Below are 18,464 nucleotides of genomic sequence, written 5' to 3'. Positions count from 1 at the left end.
TCCCTTTCACTCAGGCCGGTTCGCAGCAGCGCTCGCGCGCGGCGGCCAGCGCCTCGCGGAACTCGACGAGTTCCGCGATCGTCAGCATCGGCAGCCCGTGCCGTTGCGCGAAACGCTCGACATCGTCGCCGCGCGTCATCGTGCCGTCGGGATTCATCAGCTCGCACAGCACGCCGGCCGGCTTCAGGCCCGCGAGGATCGACAGGTCGACCGTGCCTTCGGTGTGACCGCGGCGTGCCAGCACGCCGCCCGGCTGCGCACGCAACGGAAACACGTGGCCGGGGCGCACGATGTCGTGCGGCTTCGCCCCTTCGGCGATCGCCGCGCGAATCGTCGTCACGCGATCGGCCGCCGATACGCCCGTATGCACGCCTTCGCGTGCCTCGATCGAGACGGTGAACGCGGTGCCGTTGCGGCTCTCGTTGGTCTGCACCATCGGCGGCAGCTCGAGCGCGCGCACCGTGTCGTCGGTCAGGCACAGGCATACGATGCCGCTGCACTCGCGGATCAGCAGCGCCATCGTCTCGGGCGTGATGCGCTCGGCGGCAACGATCAGGTCGGCTTCGTTCTCGCGGTCGTGGTCGTCCTGCAGCACGACCGCACGGCCTGCGCGCATCGCATCGAGCGCGGCGGCGATGCGCGGCGGCACCGGTTCGGAATCCAGCAACGGGAGATCGGCAAAGGCGTCGGCAGGTGCCGACGAAACGGACATCAAGGACATGTGAAACGCTCCTCGCAAATACGGTTTGGGCGAAAAACGTTTCAGGGCATTGCAAACAGACAGAACGACAACCCGCTTCGCACATGTGGCGAAGCGGCCCTGGCGGACATGACTATCTGCACATCTTCTCTCATCCGGACTGTGACCGTCGGCTCTGGCATTCGACCAGATCTGCTGACCCCGCGCGGATGCGCGGGCGCTCGCGGGCTCGCCGGCTTACGCCAGCCTACCGCCGGTGGGGAATTTCGCCCCGCCCTGAAGACGCACTGATTGCCGGACGGGACAACCCCGTCAACGGCGGGCCAAGCATACAACAGCTGCGCGCGCGGCGCAGTGAACTCCAGCTAAAACCTTACCGACGACCCCGTCTAACGGCATCGTCCGAACGGCCGACGGACGACCTGCGCTCCCGCCCGGACGACGGGAACGCGGCCCGCTCCGGGCGGCCTGCGCGATCAGCCGGCCGCATGCGCGGCGTGTGCCGCATCGGGCACGAGCCAGCGGGGCGGCACCTCGGGGCTCACCGTCACGCGAAACGCGCGCGCCTCGCTGTCGCCCGGGTTGCGCAGGCTGTACGGCTGGTCGGCATCGAACACGATCGCATCGCCGGTCGCGAGCAACTGGCGGCGGTCGTGCACGCTGACTTCGAGCGTGCCCTCGCTGACGACGAGGTTGACCGTCGTGCCGGGCGCGCGGCGTGCGCCGGGCTCCGTGTGCAGCGGCGCGATCCGCAGCTCGTGGAATTCGGCCGCGGCCGGCTCGCCTTCCGGATAAAGCGCGCGCGCCGAGAAGCGGCCGTTCGAGCTGACGACGCGCGACGCGCGCTCGGCCGCCAGGTGCTCGAAGCCGTTCACCGCATGGCGGCGCAGGAAGGCGGCGACCGAAACCTTCAGCGCCGCGGCGATCTTGCAGAGCACCTTGATCGACGGCACGCTGCGCGCCGACTCGATCTGCGCGAGCATCGCGCGCGACACGCCGGACAGCCGCGCGAGCGCATCGAGCGACAACTGCCGCTCGGCACGCAACCGCGCGAGGTTCACGCCGACGACCTGCTCGAGAACGTCGAGCGACGCGGACGCCCGCGCATCGGCGGCGTCGCCGGACTCGAAGGAAGACACGTCGCGCACGAGCGCCAGGGATGAAGACATAGCATTGCCTCCGGGCCGCTGTGCGGCCCTGCGTATGGGGTAAGCCGGGATGGGGAATCGGGTTGCGCCAGCAACGGCGCGTATCGAAACGCTATCACCCGGCCTTGCACCGGCAAACGAAGTTATCTTCACACCGTTATCAGCATCGCGGAGGAATGCGTTTCTCGCGCCCCGTTTCCCGCCGCTATCGCGTCGCGCCGCCGGGCTCGCTCATTGCGCCGCCGGCGCCGCACCGCGTGCCGACCCGCGCGTGTCGAGCCGCATCGCGAACCACGTGACGACGAGCGCCGCGAACGTCACCGCGACGGCGACCCACGGCAGCGCATCGAGTGCGAGGCCGTGTTCCAGCGCAAGGCCGCCGAGCCACGCGCCGCCCGCATTGCCGACGTTGAACGCGCCGATGTTGAGCGTCGACGCGAGATGCGGCGCGCTCGCGGCCTTCTCGACCATGCGCGCCTGCAGCGGCGGCACCGTCGCGAACGCGGCGATCCCCCACACGAACACGGTGACGGCGGCCGCGACCGGCAGGTGGCTCGTCTTCGCGAAGACGGCCATCACGGCCATCAGCGCGACGAGGATCGCGATCAGCGACGGCATCAGCGCGCGGTCGGCGAACTTGCCGCCGAGCGTGTTGCCGATCGTCAGCCCCGCGCCGAACAGCACGAGGATCAGCGCGACCGAGCGCGGCGAGAAACCGGACACGGTCTCGAGGATCGGCGCGATGTACGTGAACACGACGAACACGCCGCCGAAGCCGAGCACGGTCATCAACAGCGCGAGCCACACCTGCGGCTCCTTCAGCACGCGCACTTCGTGGCCGAGGCCGCCCGGCCCGCTGTCGTGACGGTTCGGCACGAGCGCGGCGACGCCGCCGAGCGCCAGCACGCCGAGCCCGGCGACGATCCAGAACGACGCGCGCCAGCCGAGCAGTTGGCCGACGAACGTGCCGAACGGCACGCCGAGCACATTCGACAGCGTGAGCCCCGTGAACATCAGCGCGATCGCGCTCGCGCGCTTGTCGGCCGGCACGAGCGACGCGGCGACCACCGCGCCGATCCCGAAGAACGACCCGTGTGCGAACGACGTGACGACGCGGGCGACCATCAGCATCGCGTAGCCGGACGCGGTCGCGCACAGCACGTTGCCGACGATGAAGATCGCCATCAGCAGCTGCAGCGCGGCCTTGCGCGGCATGCGGCTCGTCAGCACCGCGAGCAGCGGCGCGCCGGCCGCGACACCGAGCGCGTAGCCGGTGACCAGCAGGCCGGCCGACGGCAGCGACACGGCCAGGTCGTGCGCCACTTCGGGCAGCAGGCCCATGATGATGAACTCGGTGGTACCGATGGCGAAGGCGCTGATCGCAAGCGCCAGTAACGGAATGGGCATGACGTTCTCCGGAAGGCGGCGGACGCGGCGCCCGGTCGGTGCCGCACCGCACAAAAGGCAGGATGTGCGCATTGTCCCGAAGACATCGATATTTGATAATTGGCGTGGCGTTTGAACCATTTTCAAATATTTCTGAAAAATCTCATGGACCGACTGGGCGATATCCGGCTGTTCGTCGAGGCGGCCGAACTGGGCAGCCTGTCCGCCGCCGGGCGCAAGCTGAACCTCACGCCGGCCGCGGCGAGCGCGCGCCTCGCGAAGCTCGAGGCGGCGGTCGCCACCCGGCTGTTCGACCGTTCGACCCGGCAGTTGCGGCTCACCGACGAGGGCCGCCTGTACCTGAACGGCTGCCGGCAGGCGTTGCAGGCGCTCGACGACGCAAACGCGCTGCTCCAGGCCGGCCGCAACGTGGTCGCCGGCCGGGTGCGGCTGTCGGCGACGTCCGATTTCGGCCGCCGCCGGCTGCTCGACTGGCTCGACGAATTCACCGCGCTTCACCCGGACGTGACGTTCTCGCTGACGGCGTCCGACTCGACGGTGAACCTGTGGCAGGACGAGATCGACCTCGCGATCCGTTTCGCCGCGCCGCCCGACGGTGCGCTGATCGCCCGCCGGCTCGCCGCGGACCGGCGCGTGCCGTGCGCGGCGCCGTCGTTCGTCGAACGCCACGGCATGCCGCGCGATCCGCACGATCTGGCCCGCTTTCCATGCAACGTGATCACGGTCGCGTCCGGGCCGATGAACACGTGGCGCTTCACGCGCGGCGACGACACGCAGACCTGCACGGTGCCGCTCGCCACCGCGTTCGAGACCAACGACGGCGGCCTCGCCCGCGAATGGGCGCTGCGCGGCCGCGGCATCGTGCTGAACTCGATCTGGGATGTCGCCGACGACATCCGCGCCGGGCGGCTCAAGGTCCTGCTGCCCGACTGGCGGCACCAGAGCGCGCCGCTGCACGCGATCTATCCCGGCAAGCGCTACATGGCGCCGCGCGTGCGCGTGCTGCTCGACTTTCTCGCCGAACGCTTCGCACGCGAGGAAGCCGCGCACGACGACCTGCTGAACGCGTGCCGCTGACGGCCGGCGCATCGCGGCTCGAGGGTCGGAACGCGCCGGCCGGCGTCGCGCGGCCGCAACCCGCCGCCCGTCCCGGGCAGCGTGAAAAGCTATAATGGAAAGCTTTCCCGACGGCCTTTCACATGCTGGCTGCACGCGATCCGCGTGCGGCGCGCGCGGCCGTCCCGATTCACTCTTGACGACGCCCCCAGGTCAACCACTGCGAACGGCGAATCCCCATGACCAAGAAAGTTTACGTAAAGACCTTCGGCTGCCAGATGAACGAGTACGACTCGGACAAGATGGTGGACGTGCTGAATGCGGCCGAAGGCCTCGAAAAGACCGACACGCCGGAAGACGCGGACATCATCCTGTTCAACACGTGCTCGGTGCGCGAGAAGGCGCAGGAGAAGGTGTTCTCCGATCTCGGCCGCGTGCGCGAGCTGAAGGAAGCGAAGCCCGGCCTGCTGATCGGCGTCGGCGGCTGCGTCGCGAGCCAGGAAGGCGCATCGATCGTGTCGCGCGCGCCGTACGTCGACCTCGTGTTCGGCCCGCAAACCCTGCACCGCCTGCCGCAGATGATCGACGCGCGCCGCGAGAGCGGCCGCGCGCAGGTCGACATCACCTTCCCCGAGATCGAGAAGTTCGACCACCTGCCGCCCGCGCGCGTCGAGGGGCCGAGCGCGTTCGTGTCGATCATGGAAGGCTGCTCGAAGTACTGCAGCTACTGCGTGGTGCCGTACACGCGCGGCGATGAAGTGTCGCGCCCGCTCGACGACGTGCTGACCGAAGTGGCCGGCCTCGCCGACCAGGGCGTGCGCGAAGTCACGCTGCTCGGCCAGAACGTGAATGCCTATCGGGGCGCGCTGGCGGCCGGCTCGTCCGAAATCGCCGATTTCGCGACGCTGATCGAATACGTCGCCGACATCCCGGGCATCGAGCGGATCCGCTACACGACGTCGCACCCGAAGGAGTTCACGCAGCGGCTGATCGACACCTACGCGAAGGTGCCGAAGCTCGTGAGCCACCTGCACCTGCCCGTGCAGCACGGCTCCGACCGCATCCTGATGGCGATGAAGCGCGGCTACACGGTGCTCGAATACAAGTCGGTGATCCGCAAGCTGCGCGCGATCCGCCCGGACCTGTCGCTGTCGACCGACATGATCGTCGGCTTCCCCGGCGAGACCGAGGACGATTTCGACAAGATGATGGCGCTCGTGCACGAGATGAGCTACGACACCAGCTTCTCGTTCATCTACAGCCCGCGCCCCGGCACGCCGGCCGCGAACCTGCACGACGACACGCCGCGCGAGGTCAAGCTCAAACGCCTGCAACATCTGCAGGCGACCATCGAGGAAAACGTCGCGCGCATCAGCCAGTCGATGGTCGGGAAGGTCGAGCGGATCCTCGTCGAGGGCCCGTCGCGCAAGGACCCGAACGAACTCGCGGGCCGCACCGAGAACAACCGGGTCGTGAATTTCCCGGCGCCGCTCGCATCGCACCCGCGCCTGATCGGCCAGATGATCGACGTGAAGATCAACCACGCGTACCCGCATTCGCTGCGCGGCGAGCTCGTGCTCGTGAGCGACGACGCGAGCGCGGCCACGCACTGACGTTCCACTGGAGCCCGACGCCACTTTGAAGCCGACCCAAGCACTGGAATTCGTCGCGCCGCGCGACGACAACGCGCGCCTCGCCAACCTCTGCGGCCCGCTCGACGAGAACCTGCGGCAGATCGAACAGGCGCTCGACGTCACGCTGTCGCGACGCGGCCACCGGATCGCGATCCGCGGGCGCGGCGCCAAGCTCGCGCTCGCCGCGCTCGAGAACTTCTACAACCGCGCGCGCGATGCGCTGTCAGTCGACGACATCCAGCTCGCGCTGGTCGAAGTGCGCCACACGGGCGGCAACGGCCGCCAGGACACGCTCGACGTGCGCTTCCGCGGCGACCCCGACCATCCGTTCGACGACCCCGTCGTCCAGCTCGACGCCAGCGAGCCGGACGAGGAGCCCGCGCCGAAGCTCTACACGCGGCGAGCCGACCTGCGCGGCCGCACGCCGGCGCAGCGCGAATACCTGAAGCAGATCCTGTCGCACGACGTGACGTTCGGCATCGGGCCGGCCGGCACCGGCAAGACCTACCTCGCGGTCGCCTGCGCGGTCGACGCGCTCGAGCGCGACCAGGTCAAGCGGATCGTCCTGACGCGCCCGGCCGTCGAGGCCGGCGAGCGGCTCGGCTTCCTGCCGGGCGATCTCGCGCAGAAGGTCGACCCGTACCTGCGTCCGCTGTACGACGCGCTGTACGACCTGCTCGGTTTCGACAAGACGGCGAAGATGTTCGAGCGCCAGATGATCGAGATCGCGCCGCTCGCGTACATGCGCGGCCGCACGCTGAACCACGCGTTCATCATCCTCGACGAGGCGCAGAACACGACGCCCGAGCAGATGAAGATGTTCCTCACGCGGATCGGCTTCGGCTCGAAGGCGGTCGTGACCGGCGACACGAGCCAGGTCGACCTGCCGCGCGGCCACAAGAGCGGCCTCGTCGAGGCGCAGCAGGTGCTCGGCGGCGTGCGCGGCATCGCGCTCACGCGCTTCACGAGCGCGGACGTCGTGCGCCATCCGCTCGTCGCGCGCATCGTCGAGGCGTACGACGAATTCCACGCTCAGCACCAGGACGGCTGACCGGCCGGCAGCACCTGCACGCCGCCCGGCCTGACAGCCCGGCCCGGCCCGCCAGACGGCGCGCCGGGCTTTTTTTCGCCTGTGCGAATTCGGGCGCGATCGGCCGTTTGGTGTATCCTCAACGCGTCCTAATCGCCGCACGCGTCATGAAATCCTCCCGTTCCCGCAAGTCCGGGCGCGCCCAGTCCGCCGCGCCCGCCTCCCCCCGCCTTTCGCTGTTCGATGCGAAAGGCAAGGCCCGGACCGTCAACGCGCAAGGGCTGCGCATCGACTTCCCTGACGGCCGCAGCCTGATGTTCGACCTGTCGGGCAGTTCCGGGGAAGCCGCCGTCGCGATCGTCGCGCAGCACAACGATCCGGCCATGCGCGCGAAGATCGCGCTGCAGCCCGAGCACTACGACAGCGTGACGCTGCACGTGGGTGCCGAGCCCGCACCGCGCGAGGACGACACCGAAGACGCACTGCGCGAGCCGGAGCTCGACCTGTCCGTGCAGTACGGCGACGAGATCACGAGCGACGTGCGCAAGACGCTGCCCAAGCGCAAGCTGATTGCCGAATGGCTCGAACCGGCGCTGTTCTCCAGTGCGCAGCTCACCGTGCGCTTCGTCGGCGAAGAAGAAGGCCGCACGCTGAACGCCGGCTACCGCCACAAGGACTATCCGACCAACGTGTTGACCTTCGCGTACGACGCGGCGCCCGACGGCACCGTGATCGGCGACCTCGTGCTGTGCTGCCCGGTCGTCGAGAAGGAAGCGCACGATCAGGACAAGCCGCTCACCGCCCATTACGCGCACCTGCTGGTGCACGGCGCGCTGCACGCGCAGGGCTACGACCACGAGACGAGCGACGAGGACGCAGCCGAAATGGAAGCGCTCGAAGTCGACATCCTCGCGAAGCTGGGCTTCCCGAACCCGTACCAGTAAGCCGTCCGCACGATGCGCAACGCCGCGACGCTCTCGCCCGCCTACCCGCCGTCGATCGGCGACGGGCGCCTGCTGACGGAAGACGAACTCGCGGCGTCGCTCGCGCACACGATGCGCGACTGGGACGGCCGGCAGGATCTGTGGCTGTTCGGCTATGGCTCGCTGATCTGGAACCCGGGATTGCCGACCGTCGCAGCCATACGCGGCAAGGTGCACGGCTATCATCGCGGGCTCTATCTGTGGTCGCGCGTGAACCGCGGCACGCCCGAACGCCCGGGCCTCGTGCTCGCGCTCGATCGCGGCGGCTCGTGCTCGGGCATCGCGTTCCGGCTCGCCGGCCCGACCGCGCAACCGCACCTCGAAACGTTGTGGAAACGCGAGATGCCGATGGGTTCGTACCGGCCCGCATGGCTGCCGTGCTCGCTCGAGAACGGCGAGCGCGTGAACGCACTCGCGTTCGTGATGCGCCGCGAAGCGCCGACCTATACGGGCAAGCTGCCCGACCCCGTCGTCAAGGAAGTGTTCAGTTGCGCGGCCGGCCGCTACGGCACGACGCTCGACTACGTCAGCCGCACGGTCGACGCGCTGCGCGCGAGCGGCATCCCCGATCGCGCGCTCGAAGGGCTGCTCGCGCGATGCCGGTGACGCGGCACGGCGCCCGGCTCGCCGCCACGCGCTGCCGCGCCGTGGGCGCATTCTTGGGAGGGCAAGACCGATGAGACCGTCTCGCTGGTCGCGTTGCAGGGTTGCCGCGCTGATCGTCGCCGCGAGCGTCGCGCTGTCCGGCTGCGGAATACTCGGCTGCGGCGGCGCCGCGACCAACGGCGCGGCCGCCGGCGGCTGCTCGGCCGGCATGCGGTTCTGAGCCGCGGCCGGGCGAAGTCCGCGTGCGGCAGAATGCCGCCGCTCACCACCCCGGCCGAACGCTTTTCCGCGTCACGGCTCCGCTTCCCGTCCGCACCCGTTTTTTTCGCCACTGCCCCGCCTCCCTTTTCTGGGATAGGATGGGCGCGAGGACGATGTCGCGCCCGGCGCGGCCGTCCGCGAGCGGGGCCCGTACGCGCTGCCCACCCTGGCCGTGCGGCCGGTGTGACACGGTCGCGTCGTGCCCTTGGTGTATCCTTGCCTACTCCGTGACAGCGCGCTCCGGCATGACCCGGGCGCACCACCATGAACGATTCGTATCCCAGTCGTAAGCCAACCGACAAACCGCAAGAAAAGCGCTCGCTGCTCGAGCGCCTGACCGACTTCATCTCGCCCGAGCCCGAATCCCGCGGCGAGCTGCTGGAAATCCTCCAGGACGCCCACGAACGCAACCTGATCGACGCCGATTCGCTGTCGATGATCGAAGGCGTGTTCCAGGTGTCCGACCTGTGCGCGCGCGACATCATGGTGCCGCGCGCACAGATGGACGCGATCAACATCGCCGACAAGCCCGAGGATTTCATCCCGTTCGTCCTCGAAAAGGCGCACTCGCGCTACCCCGTGTACGAGGAGAACCGCGACAACGTCATTGGCGTGCTGCTCGCGAAGGATCTGCTGCGTTTCTATGCCGAAGAGGAATTCGACGTGCGCGGGATGCTGCGCCCGGCCGTGTTCATTCCCGAATCGAAGCGCCTGAACGTGCTGCTGCACGACTTCCGCGTGAACCGCAACCACCTTGCGATCGTCGTCGACGAATACGGCGGCGTCGCGGGCCTGATCACGATCGAGGACGTGCTCGAGCAGATCGTCGGCGACATCGAGGACGAATACGATTTCGACGAGGAAGCCGGCAACATCATCTCGGGGCCCGACGGCCGCTACCGCGTGCGTGCGCTCACCGAGATCGAACAGTTCAACGAGACGTTCGGCACCGATTTCCCGGATGACGAAGTCGATACGATCGGCGGGCTGATCACGCATCATTTCGGCCGCGTCCCGCATCGCGGCGAGAAGCTGCAGCTCGGCAACCTCGTGTTCGAGATCCAGCGCGGCGATGCGCGCCAGGTCCACGTGCTGCTGGTGCGCCGCAATCCGCTCGCGAGCCGTCGCGCCGAAACCTCGCACGAGGACTGACCGTCGCGCGCCAGCCGCGCGTTCCACAACCGCTCGCCCACCTTCGCTTCACATGGACGATCCGATCCTGTCCCGCCCGGCTGGCGGTCTTCTCGCGCCGCCTCCCGGGCGCGCGCTGCCGCGCTGGCACTACCCGGCCGCGCTGCTCGCCGGCGCCGCCAATACGCTCAGCTTCGCGCCGACGCCGCATGGCGGCTGGCTGCAACTCGTCGTATTCGTCTGGTTTTTCGCGCAGCTCACGCGCACCGCGAGCTGGCGCAGCGCCGCGCTCACCGGCGGCGCGTTCGGCTTCGGCAACTTCATCAGCGGCATCTGGTGGCTCTACATCAGCATGCACGTCTACGGCGAGATGGCCGCGCCGCTCGCAGGCGGCGCGCTCGTGCTGTTCTCGCTGTACCTGTCGCTGTACCCGGCGTTCTCCGCCGGGCTGTGGTCGTTCTGCGCAGGCCATGCGTGGCATCGCCGCACGCCCGACCCGCGGCCGTTTTCGCCGACCTGGCACGGCGCATTCGCATTCGCGAGCGCATGGGCACTCGGCGAATGGCTGCGCGGCACCGTCTTCACCGGCTTCCCGTGGCTCGCAAGCGGCTATCCGCAGGTCGACGGCCCGTTCGCGGGCTTCGCGCCGGTCGCCGGGGTGTACGGGATCGCGTGGGTGCTCGCCTTGTTCACCGCGCTCGTCGTACAGGCGCTCGCCGCCGCCCGGCCGTCGCCGCTCGCCGAACCCCGTGCCGGCAATGCGCGTGTGCGCATCGCCGCGCCGGCCGGCATCGCGGTCGCGCTGATCGCGGCCGGTCTCGGGCTGTCGCAGGTCACGTGGACCGTGCCCGCGAACGCGCCGCTCACCGTGCGGCTGCTGCAGGGCAACGTGAAGCAGGACATCAAGTTCGAGGAAGCGGGCATCGACGCGGCGATCAAGATGTACACGCAGATGATCGTCGAGAAGCCGGCCGACCTGATCGTCACGCCCGAAACCGCGATCGCGGTGATGATCCAGGAATTGCCCGAGCCGTTCGCCGTCGCGATCCGCAAGTTCAGCGACACGACGGGCTCGGCCGTGCTGTTCGGCGCGGTCGGCGCATCGGTGACCGAGGACGGCCACTACGTCGACTATACGAACAGCCTGTACGGCGTGACGCCGAATTCGCGCGACATCTATCACTACGACAAGCACCACCTCGTGCCCTTCGGCGAATTCATCCCGTGGGGTTTCCGGTGGTTCGTCGACCTGATGAAGATGCCGCTCGGCGACTTCGCGCGCGGCGCGCCGGTGCAGAAGCCGTTCCTCGTGCACAACCAGCCGGTGATGGCCGACATCTGCTACGAGGACTTGTTCGGCGAGGAAATCGCCGCGACGATCCGCGACAACCCGCAGCCGCCGGGCGTGCTCGTCAACGTGACGAACCTCGCGTGGTTCGGCGACACGATCGCACTCGACCAGCACCTGCAGATCGCACGGATGCGCTCACTCGAGACGGGCCGGCCGATGCTGCGCTCGACCAACACCGGGATGACGGCCGCGATCGATGCGCGCGGCCGCGTGCTCGGCCAGCTGAAGCCGTTCACGATCGGCTCGCTCGACGTGCGGATCGAAGGCACGAGCGGCTTCACGCCTTACGTGACGAGCGGCAACAACATCGTGCTCGCGGTGTCGCTGGTGCTGCTCGCGTTCGGCTTCACGTTCGGCCCCGGGCTGCGCCGGCGCAACGGCAGGAACAACGGCGACGCCCCGCCGAAATGATGCGGCACGCCGCCGCCGCGCAGCGCGTGGTGGCGGCCGCCGCATGCAGCGGCCGTTGACCGCGAACCGGCCGGCCGCTCAGGCCGCTCAGGCCTGCCGGGCCGACTCCGCCGACTCCGCCGCCTGAACCGGCTGCGCAGACAGGCGCCGCAGGTCGCGGCTCACCGCTTCCATCACGGGCTCCCATGCGCCGAACGCCGGCTGCCGGTACAGGGTCGCGCTCGGGTACCACGGGCTGTCCGTGCGTTCGAGCAACCACGGCCAGTGCGGATTCACGTCGAGCAGCACCCACGTGCGCGCGCCGAGCGCGCCCGCCAGGTGCGCGACCGACGTGCACACGGTGATCACGAGATCCAGCGCGCCGATGAACGCGGCCGTATCGTCGAAGCTCGTCAGTTCCGCCGTGAAGTCCTCGATCGCGAAGCCGGCCGCGCGCGCCGCCGCGACATCCGCCTGCGCACCCGGCTGCAGCGAATGAAACGCGACGCCGTCGATCCCGCGGAATGCGTCGGCATAACGCTCGAGCCCGACGCGCCGGAACGGGTTGCGCTGGTGCCCCGCACTGCCCGTCCACACGAGCCCGACCTTCAGCCGGCTGTCGCCCGCGAGCCGCGCGCGCCACGCGTCGCGCGCGGGCGGATCGGCATGCAGGTACGGCACCGACGACGCGAGCGTCGACACTTCCATGCCGAGCATCAGCGGCAGGCCGATCAGCGGTATTTCGTAATCGAAGGCGGGCAGCACGTCGACGCCGCCGCCCGCGCTGAACGCATCCGCATGCGCGCCGAGGCTGCGCTGCATCAGCGTGCCCACCTGCGGAAACGTGTTCCATATGAGCCGGCCGCCCTCGCGATGCACGCGCTCGGCGAGCGGCGCGACGAAGCGGCAGAACTGCAGCACGTCGCCGAGCCCCTGCTCGCCCCACACGAGCAGCGTCTTGCCGGCGAGCGGCTCGCCCTGCCAGCGCGGGCCCGGCAGCACCGGCCGGCGGCCGCGCAACTCGCCCGCGCCGTCCCAGCGCGCCTCGTGGCCGCGCCAGCCGGCCGCATGGTTGCCGCGCACGAGCTGGATGATCGCCAGGTTGAAACGGTAGGACGCGTCGTCGGGCGCCAGCTCGCACGCGCGCGCCGCGCAGCGCTCGGCATCGTCCCAGCGCTGCGCCTCCTTCATCGCCATCGCGACGTTGTTCATCGCGAGCGCGTTGTCGGGCGCAAGTTCCACGAGCCGCGCGGCGCACGCGAGCGCGCCGTCCAGGTCGTGCGTCGCGATCCGCGCGACGACGAGGTTGATCCATGCCTGCACGTCGGACGGATCGGCGCGCACGGCCGCGTCGAGCAGCGCGATCTCCTCCGCGCGGTCGCTGCCCGACAGCCGCAGCGCGATCGCGAGGTTGTTGCGCAGCGACGGCCGCCCGGCGTCGAGCGCCAGCGCCGCGCGATACGGCGCCACGGCGTCCGCGTGACGACCGGCCATCTGCAGCGCGTAGCCGAGATTGAAGTACGCGGTCGCGCCCGGCTGCACGCGCGCCGCGCATTCGGCGAGCGCGACCGCATCGGCCGTGCGCTGCCGCGTGACGAGCGCGCCGGTGAGCTGCGCGAGCGCATCGGCGTCGACCGCATGCAGGTGCGCGGCGGCGGCCAGCCACAGATCGTGCGCGGCGGCCTCGCCGCGCGCCTGCGCGTCGGCGGCCTGCCCGAGCAGCGCGAGGAAGGGCGGAAGCAGCGGAATGAGGATGTCGGTCGGTTCGTCCATGCAGTCGGGATCGGCAAGCGGTGGCGCGGCACGCGTCGCGCGCACCGCAATACGCGCATCTTAACGCCCGTGCGAAGCCGTGCGGCACGCGCGTCGCGACCTGTCGCGCGCGGCCGCCCGGCGCGCGCCGGCCATGCCCGCGCAGGCCGCCCGGACGGGGCCGACGGCACGCCCGCCCGCGTTCCGGCCGCATCCGCTCGCCGATCCGGTAAAATTACGCGTTTCAGCACACTAACAAGCCGCGCCGCCGCGCGAGCCGACCCTCCGGGCCCCGCCCGGAGCGCCGCCCGCAACGGAGCGCCAGCGCCACGAAGGCTCTTCATGCTTACGTTTCAGCAAATCATCCTGACGCTGCAGTCCTACTGGGACAAGCAGGGTTGCGCCCTGCTCCAGCCCATCGACATGGAAGTCGGTGCAGGCACGTCGCACGTGCACACGTTCCTGCGCGCGGTCGGCCCCGAGCCGTGGCGCGCCGCGTACGTGCAGCCGTCGCGCCGCCCGAAGGACGGCCGCTACGGCGAGAACCCGAACCGACTGCAGCACTACTACCAGTACCAGGTCGTGCTCAAGCCGGCGCCGGAAAACATCCTCGACCTGTACCTCGGCTCGCTCGAGGCGCTCGGCTTCGACCTGCAGCAGAACGACGTGCGCTTCGTCGAGGACGACTGGGAAAACCCGACGCTCGGCGCGTGGGGCCTCGGCTGGGAAGTGTGGCTGAACGGGATGGAAGTCACGCAGTTCACGTATTTCCAGCAGGTCGGCGGCCTCGACTGCAAGCCGGTGCTCGGCGAGATCACGTACGGCCTCGAGCGCCTCGCGATGTACCTGCAGAAGGTCGAGAACGTCTACGACCTCGTGTGGACCGAGTGGGAAGAGCAAGGCCCGAACGGCCCCGAGCTGCGCCGCCTGTCGTACGGCGACGTCTATCACCAGAACGAGGTCGAGCAGTCGACCTACAACTTCGAGCACGCGAACGTCGACCTGCTGTTCACGTTCTTCAACAGCTACGAAGCGGAAGCGAAGAAGATGATCGACGCGCAGCTCGCGCTGCCCGCGTACGAGCTCGTCCTCAAGGCCGGCCACACGTTCAACCTGCTGGACGCGCGCGGCGCGATCTCGGTCACCGAGCGGGCAGCGTACATCGGCCGCATCCGCGCGCTGTCGCGTCTCGTCGCACAGGCCTACTACGACTCGCGCGAGAAGCTCGGCTTCCCGATGCTCGGCAACCCGCCGGGCGTGCCGGGCCTCACCACCGACGCCCAGGATGCCGCGCAGCCGGCATGGGCGCCGCCGCTCAAGGTCGAACGCAAGATCGATCAGGACTGACGAGACGAGATTTATTCCAGACATGACGCACAATCATCCCGCCCCCCTGCTCGTCGAACTGCTGACCGAAGAGCTGCCGCCGAAGGCCCTCGCGCGCCTCGGCGACGCATTCGCCGAAGGCCTCGCGCAACGCCTCGCGGCACGCGACCTCGTCGACGGCGAACTCGTGTTCGAACGCTACGCCACGCCGCGCCGCCTCGCCGTCGTCGTGCAGAACGTGCGCGCCGTCGCCCCTGAAAAGCAGGTCCGCGAAAAGGTCCTGCCCGTGTCGGTCGCGCTCGACGCCGAAGGCAAGCCGACCGCCCCGCTCGCGAAGAAGCTCGCGGCGCTCGGCCACCCGAACCTGTCGATCGCCGATCTCGAGCGTGCGCAGGACGGCAAGGCCGAAGCGTTCTTCATCAACTATTCGGCAGCCGGCGCGACGCTCGCCGACGGCCTGCAGGCCGCGCTCGACGAAACGCTCGAGAAGCTGCCGATCCCGAAAGTGATGACCTACCAGCGCCCGGACGGCTCCGACGTGAAGTTCGTGCGCCCGGTGCATCGCCTGACGGTGCTGCACGACGACCGCATCGTGCCCGTCACCGCATTCGGCGTCGATGCCGGCGATACGACGCTCGGCCACCGCTTCCTGTCCGACGGCCTCGTCGCGATCCAGCATGCACGCGCGTACGCCGACACGCTGCGCGACAAGGGCCGCGTGATCGCGCACTTCGCCGATCGCCGCGAAACGATCCGCACGCAGCTGAACGAACACGCGAACGGCGATACCGTCGTGATGCCCGAGTCGCTGCTCGACGAAGTGACGTCGCTGGTCGAATGGCCGGTCGTCTACCCGTGCCGCTTCGAGGACGAATTCCTGCAGGTTCCGCAGGAATGCCTGATCCTCACGATGCAGACGAACCAGAAGTATTTCGCACTGACCGACGTCGCCGGCAAGCTGCGCTCGCGTTTCCTGATCGTGTCGAACATCGAGACGAAGACGCCGGGCGAGATCATCGAAGGCAACGAGCGCGTCGTGCGCCCGCGCCTCGCCGACGCGAAGTTCTTCTTCGAGCAGGACAAGAAGAAGCCGCTCGCCGACCGCGTGCCGCAGCTCGCGAACGTCGTGTATCACAACAAGCTCGGTTCGGCGCTCGCGCGCGTCGAGCGCCTCGAGGCGCTGGCCGGCGAGATCGCCCCGGCGATCGGCGCCGACGCCGCGCACGCGAAGCGCGCCGCGCGCCTCGCGAAGGCCGACCTGCTGACCGACATGGTCGGCGAGTTCCCGGAACTGCAGGGCACGATGGGCACGTACTACGCGCGCCACGACGGCGAAGCCGACGACGTCGCGCTCGCCTGCGCCGAGCACTACCAGCCGCGTTTCTCCGGCGACGCACTGCCGACCACGCCCGTGTCGACCGCCGTCGCGCTCGCCGACAAGCTCGAGACGATCGTCGGCATCTGGGGGATCGGCCTCGCGCCGACCGGCGAGAAGGATCCGTTCGCGCTGCGCCGCCACGCACTCGGCGTGCTGCGCCTGCTGCTCGAGAAGCAGCTGCCGCTCGATCTCGTGTCGCTGCTGCGCACGGCCCATGCGCGCTTCGAAGGCGTGCCGGGCGTCGCCGAATCGACCGACGCGATCCTCGCGTTCTTCATGGATCGCCTGCGCGGCCTGCTGCGCGAGCGCGGCTATTCGGCCGGCGAAATCGACGCGGTGCTGAGCCTGAACCCGACGCGCGTCGACGATCTCGTCGCGCGCCTCGACGCGGTGCGCGAATTCACGCACCTCGCGGAAGCCGAAGCGCTCGCGGCCGCGAACAAGCGGATCTCGAACATCCTGAAGAAGTCGGAAGGCGGGGCGAACGGCGCGGTGCAGCCGACGCTGCTCGTCGAGGCCGCCGAGAAGGCGCTGCACGAACAGCTCGCCGCCGTGACGCCGCACGTGCAGTCGCAGCTCGAGGCGCGGGCGTACACGGGCGCGCTGTCGGCGCTCGCCGCGCTGCGCGCACCGGTCGACACGTTCTTCAACGACGTGATGGTCAACGCGGAAGATCCGGCACTGCGCGCGAACCGTCTCGCGCTGCTGTCCGCGCTGCACCAGCAGATGAACTGCGTCGCCGACATCTCGAAGCTCGCCGCATAAGGGCCGCACGATGCCGACCAGCCCCAACCGAAAGCTCGTCGTCCTCGACCGGGACGGCGTGATCAACGTCGATTCGGATGCGTTCATCAAGACGCCCGACGAATGGATCGCGCTGCCCGGCGCCCTCGAGGCGATTGCCCGGCTCAACCACGCGGGGTATCGCGTGGTCGTCGCGACCAACCAGTCCGGCATCGGTCGCGGGCTGTTCGACATGGCCGCGCTCAACGAGATGCACCTGAAGATGCATCGCGCGGCGGCCTCGGTCGGCGCGCGGATCGACGCGGTGTTCTTCTGCCCGCACACGGCCGAGGATCACTGCGACTGCCGCAAGCCGAAACCCGGGATGATGCAGATGATCGCCGAGCGCTTCGAGATCGATCCCGATCACACGCCGGTGGTCGGCGATTCGCTGCGCGACCTGCAGGCCGGCGTCGCGGTCGGCTGCCAGCCGCACCTCGTACTCACCGGCAAGGGCAAGAAGACGCTCGCCGCCGGCAACCTGCCGCCCGGCACGAAGGTGCACGACGACCTGCGCGCGTTCGCGCTCGATTTCCTTTCACACGAACACGAGTGATGCGGCCGCCGCGCGCATCCTCCCTAACGCCAGACTTACGCCGATGCGCTTCGTCCGCTCCCTGCTGCTGCTGATCTACTTCGTCGTGTACACGGTGCCGTACGCCACCGCGTGCTTCATCGCCTTTCCGTTCATGCGCGCCGACGCGCGCTACTGGATGGCGGCCGGCTGGTGCAAGTCCACGCTGTGGGTCGTGCGCTGGCTGAACGGCATCCGCTACCGGATCGAAGGCTACGAGAACCTGCCCGACGGCCCGGCCGTACTGCTGTCGAAGCACCAGTCCGCATGGGAAACGCTCGCGTTTCCCGCGCTGATGCCGAAACCGCTCTGCTACGTGTTCAAGCGCGAGCTGCTGTACGTGCCGTTCTTCGGCTGGGCGCTCGGGCTGCTGCACATGGTCAACATCAACCGCAAGGAAGGCAAGAACGCGTTCACGTCGGTGATCCGCCAGGGCAAGAAGCGCCTGTCGGAAGGCGCATGGATGATCATGTTCCCGGAAGGCACGCGCACGCCGGTCGGCAAGCAGGGCAAGTACAAGACGGGTGGCGCGCGCTTCGCGATCGAAACCGGTGCACCCGTCGTACCGATCGCGCACAATGCAGGCCGGGTGTGGCCGCGCAACTCGTTCACGAAATTCCCGGGTGTCGTCACCGTGTCGATCGGCAAGCCGATCCCCAGCGAGGGGCTGACGCCCGATGCATTGAACTCGCAGGTCGAAGCATGGATCGAAGCGGAAATGCGCCGGATCGATCCGGATTCGTATCGCCAGGCGGGCAACGCCGGCACGCGCGATGCCGCGCGTGTCTGACGCCCCCGGGTGGCAGCCGTTGCGTACGACAAAAAGAAGCGAACTGATGAAACAGCGTCCGCGGCCACGGCCTGCCGTCGTGGCCCTCGATCATCGCCAGATGGATCTGCCGCTCTTCGACGGGCCGGCCGCCGCACCGTCGGCGCCCGCCGCCCCGCCCGCGC

16 protein-coding genes, 1 pseudogene and 1 riboswitch are annotated in these 18,464 nt (G+C 69.1%); of the genes and pseudogenes, 13 read left to right on the top strand and 4 right to left on the bottom strand.

Annotated elements, in window-relative coordinates:
* Window positions 1-10 precede the first annotated feature (10 nt).
* The 3 genes from ribB to DPV79_RS36410 form a co-directional block, all read right to left on the bottom strand.
* Entirely contained in the window at window positions 11-721 is a 711-nt protein-coding gene (ribB, locus tag DPV79_RS36420; protein ID WP_027789183.1) for a 3,4-dihydroxy-2-butanone-4-phosphate synthase, read from the bottom strand.
* A 118-nt stretch (window positions 722-839) separates the two neighbouring features.
* Window positions 840-988, bottom strand: a riboswitch (FMN riboswitch).
* 188 nt (window positions 989-1,176) lie between these two features.
* Complete coding sequence (locus DPV79_RS36415; protein ID WP_021160158.1) at window positions 1,177-1,869, bottom strand: helix-turn-helix domain-containing protein; 693 nt, start codon at window positions 1,867-1,869, stop codon at window positions 1,177-1,179.
* Window positions 1,870-2,079: 210 nt separating this feature from the next.
* Window positions 2,080-3,255 (bottom strand): MFS transporter, encoded by a 1,176-nt coding sequence (locus DPV79_RS36410; RefSeq protein WP_059586758.1) that lies wholly within the window; start codon window positions 3,253-3,255, stop codon window positions 2,080-2,082.
* 144 nt (window positions 3,256-3,399) lie between these two features.
* Here DPV79_RS36410 and DPV79_RS36405 point away from each other — a divergent pair, with 144 nt between their 5' ends.
* The 8 genes from DPV79_RS36405 (at window position 3,400) to lnt (ending at window position 11,718) form a co-directional block, all read left to right on the top strand.
* Window positions 3,400-4,332 carry a LysR family transcriptional regulator gene (locus DPV79_RS36405; protein ID WP_059688779.1) on the top strand — a complete coding sequence of 311 codons (933 nt, stop codon included), beginning with the start codon at window positions 3,400-3,402 and terminating at the stop codon, window positions 4,330-4,332.
* A 218-nt stretch (window positions 4,333-4,550) separates the two neighbouring features.
* Window positions 4,551-5,924 carry a tRNA (N6-isopentenyl adenosine(37)-C2)-methylthiotransferase MiaB gene (gene miaB / locus DPV79_RS36400; protein WP_059495421.1) on the top strand — a complete coding sequence of 458 codons (1,374 nt, stop codon included), beginning with the start codon at window positions 4,551-4,553 and terminating at the stop codon, window positions 5,922-5,924.
* A gap of 25 nt (window positions 5,925-5,949) precedes the next feature.
* Complete coding sequence (locus DPV79_RS36395; protein WP_021160154.1) at window positions 5,950-6,996, top strand: PhoH family protein; 1,047 nt, start codon at window positions 5,950-5,952, stop codon at window positions 6,994-6,996.
* 146 nt (window positions 6,997-7,142) lie between these two features.
* Entirely contained in the window at window positions 7,143-7,919 is a 777-nt protein-coding gene (gene ybeY / locus DPV79_RS36390; protein WP_059708193.1) for an rRNA maturation RNase YbeY, read from the top strand.
* Between the two features lie 12 nt (window positions 7,920-7,931).
* Window positions 7,932-8,564: a gamma-glutamylcyclotransferase gene (locus DPV79_RS36385; RefSeq protein ID WP_021160152.1), complete on the top strand. Its 633-nt coding sequence runs from the start codon at window positions 7,932-7,934 to the stop codon at window positions 8,562-8,564.
* Window positions 8,565-8,634: 70 nt separating this feature from the next.
* A complete protein-coding gene (locus DPV79_RS42895; RefSeq protein WP_165843613.1) occupies window positions 8,635-8,784 on the top strand; it encodes a hypothetical protein in 150 nt (49 codons plus the stop codon).
* 305 nt (window positions 8,785-9,089) lie between these two features.
* Window positions 9,090-9,977, top strand: coding sequence for an HlyC/CorC family transporter (locus DPV79_RS36380; protein WP_021160150.1), 888 nt, complete (start codon window positions 9,090-9,092; stop codon window positions 9,975-9,977).
* Window positions 9,978-10,029: 52 nt separating this feature from the next.
* On the top strand, window positions 10,030-11,718 hold the full coding sequence (gene lnt, locus DPV79_RS36375; protein ID WP_113047699.1) for an apolipoprotein N-acyltransferase: 1,689 nt from the start codon (window positions 10,030-10,032) through the stop codon (window positions 11,716-11,718).
* An 87-nt stretch (window positions 11,719-11,805) separates the two neighbouring features.
* On the opposite strand, the gene DPV79_RS36370 is transcribed toward lnt, so the two are convergent.
* Window positions 11,806-13,470: a tetratricopeptide repeat protein gene (locus tag DPV79_RS36370; RefSeq protein WP_113047708.1), complete on the bottom strand. Its 1,665-nt coding sequence runs from the start codon at window positions 13,468-13,470 to the stop codon at window positions 11,806-11,808.
* Window positions 13,471-13,791: 321 nt separating this feature from the next.
* On the opposite strand from DPV79_RS36370, the gene glyQ reads away from it, so the two are divergent.
* The 5 genes and pseudogenes from glyQ to DPV79_RS36345 all read left to right on the top strand — a co-directional run.
* A complete protein-coding gene (gene glyQ / locus DPV79_RS36365) occupies window positions 13,792-14,796 on the top strand; it encodes a glycine--tRNA ligase subunit alpha (RefSeq protein WP_011885965.1) in 1,005 nt (334 codons plus the stop codon).
* 22 nt (window positions 14,797-14,818) lie between these two features.
* Window positions 14,819-16,918, top strand: coding sequence for a glycine--tRNA ligase subunit beta (gene glyS, locus DPV79_RS36360; protein ID WP_113047698.1), 2,100 nt, complete (start codon window positions 14,819-14,821; stop codon window positions 16,916-16,918).
* Window positions 16,919-16,928: 10 nt separating this feature from the next.
* Window positions 16,929-17,492, top strand: a complete 564-nt coding sequence (gene gmhB / locus DPV79_RS36355; RefSeq protein ID WP_113047697.1) for a D-glycero-beta-D-manno-heptose 1,7-bisphosphate 7-phosphatase — start codon at window positions 16,929-16,931, stop codon at window positions 17,490-17,492.
* 43 nt (window positions 17,493-17,535) lie between these two features.
* Window positions 17,536-18,300 carry a lysophospholipid acyltransferase family protein gene (locus DPV79_RS36350; protein WP_021161198.1) on the top strand — a complete coding sequence of 255 codons (765 nt, stop codon included), beginning with the start codon at window positions 17,536-17,538 and terminating at the stop codon, window positions 18,298-18,300.
* Window positions 18,301-18,346: 46 nt separating this feature from the next.
* Window positions 18,347-18,464, top strand: a pseudogene (locus DPV79_RS36345) (metal-dependent hydrolase); the annotation flags it as partial.

Source organism: Burkholderia reimsis, from assembly GCF_003294055.1.
Lineage (GTDB): Bacteria > Pseudomonadota > Gammaproteobacteria > Burkholderiales > Burkholderiaceae > Burkholderia > Burkholderia cepacia.
Note: the sequence above shows the minus strand (reverse complement) of the source record. Positions and strands in the feature narration are given on the sequence as shown.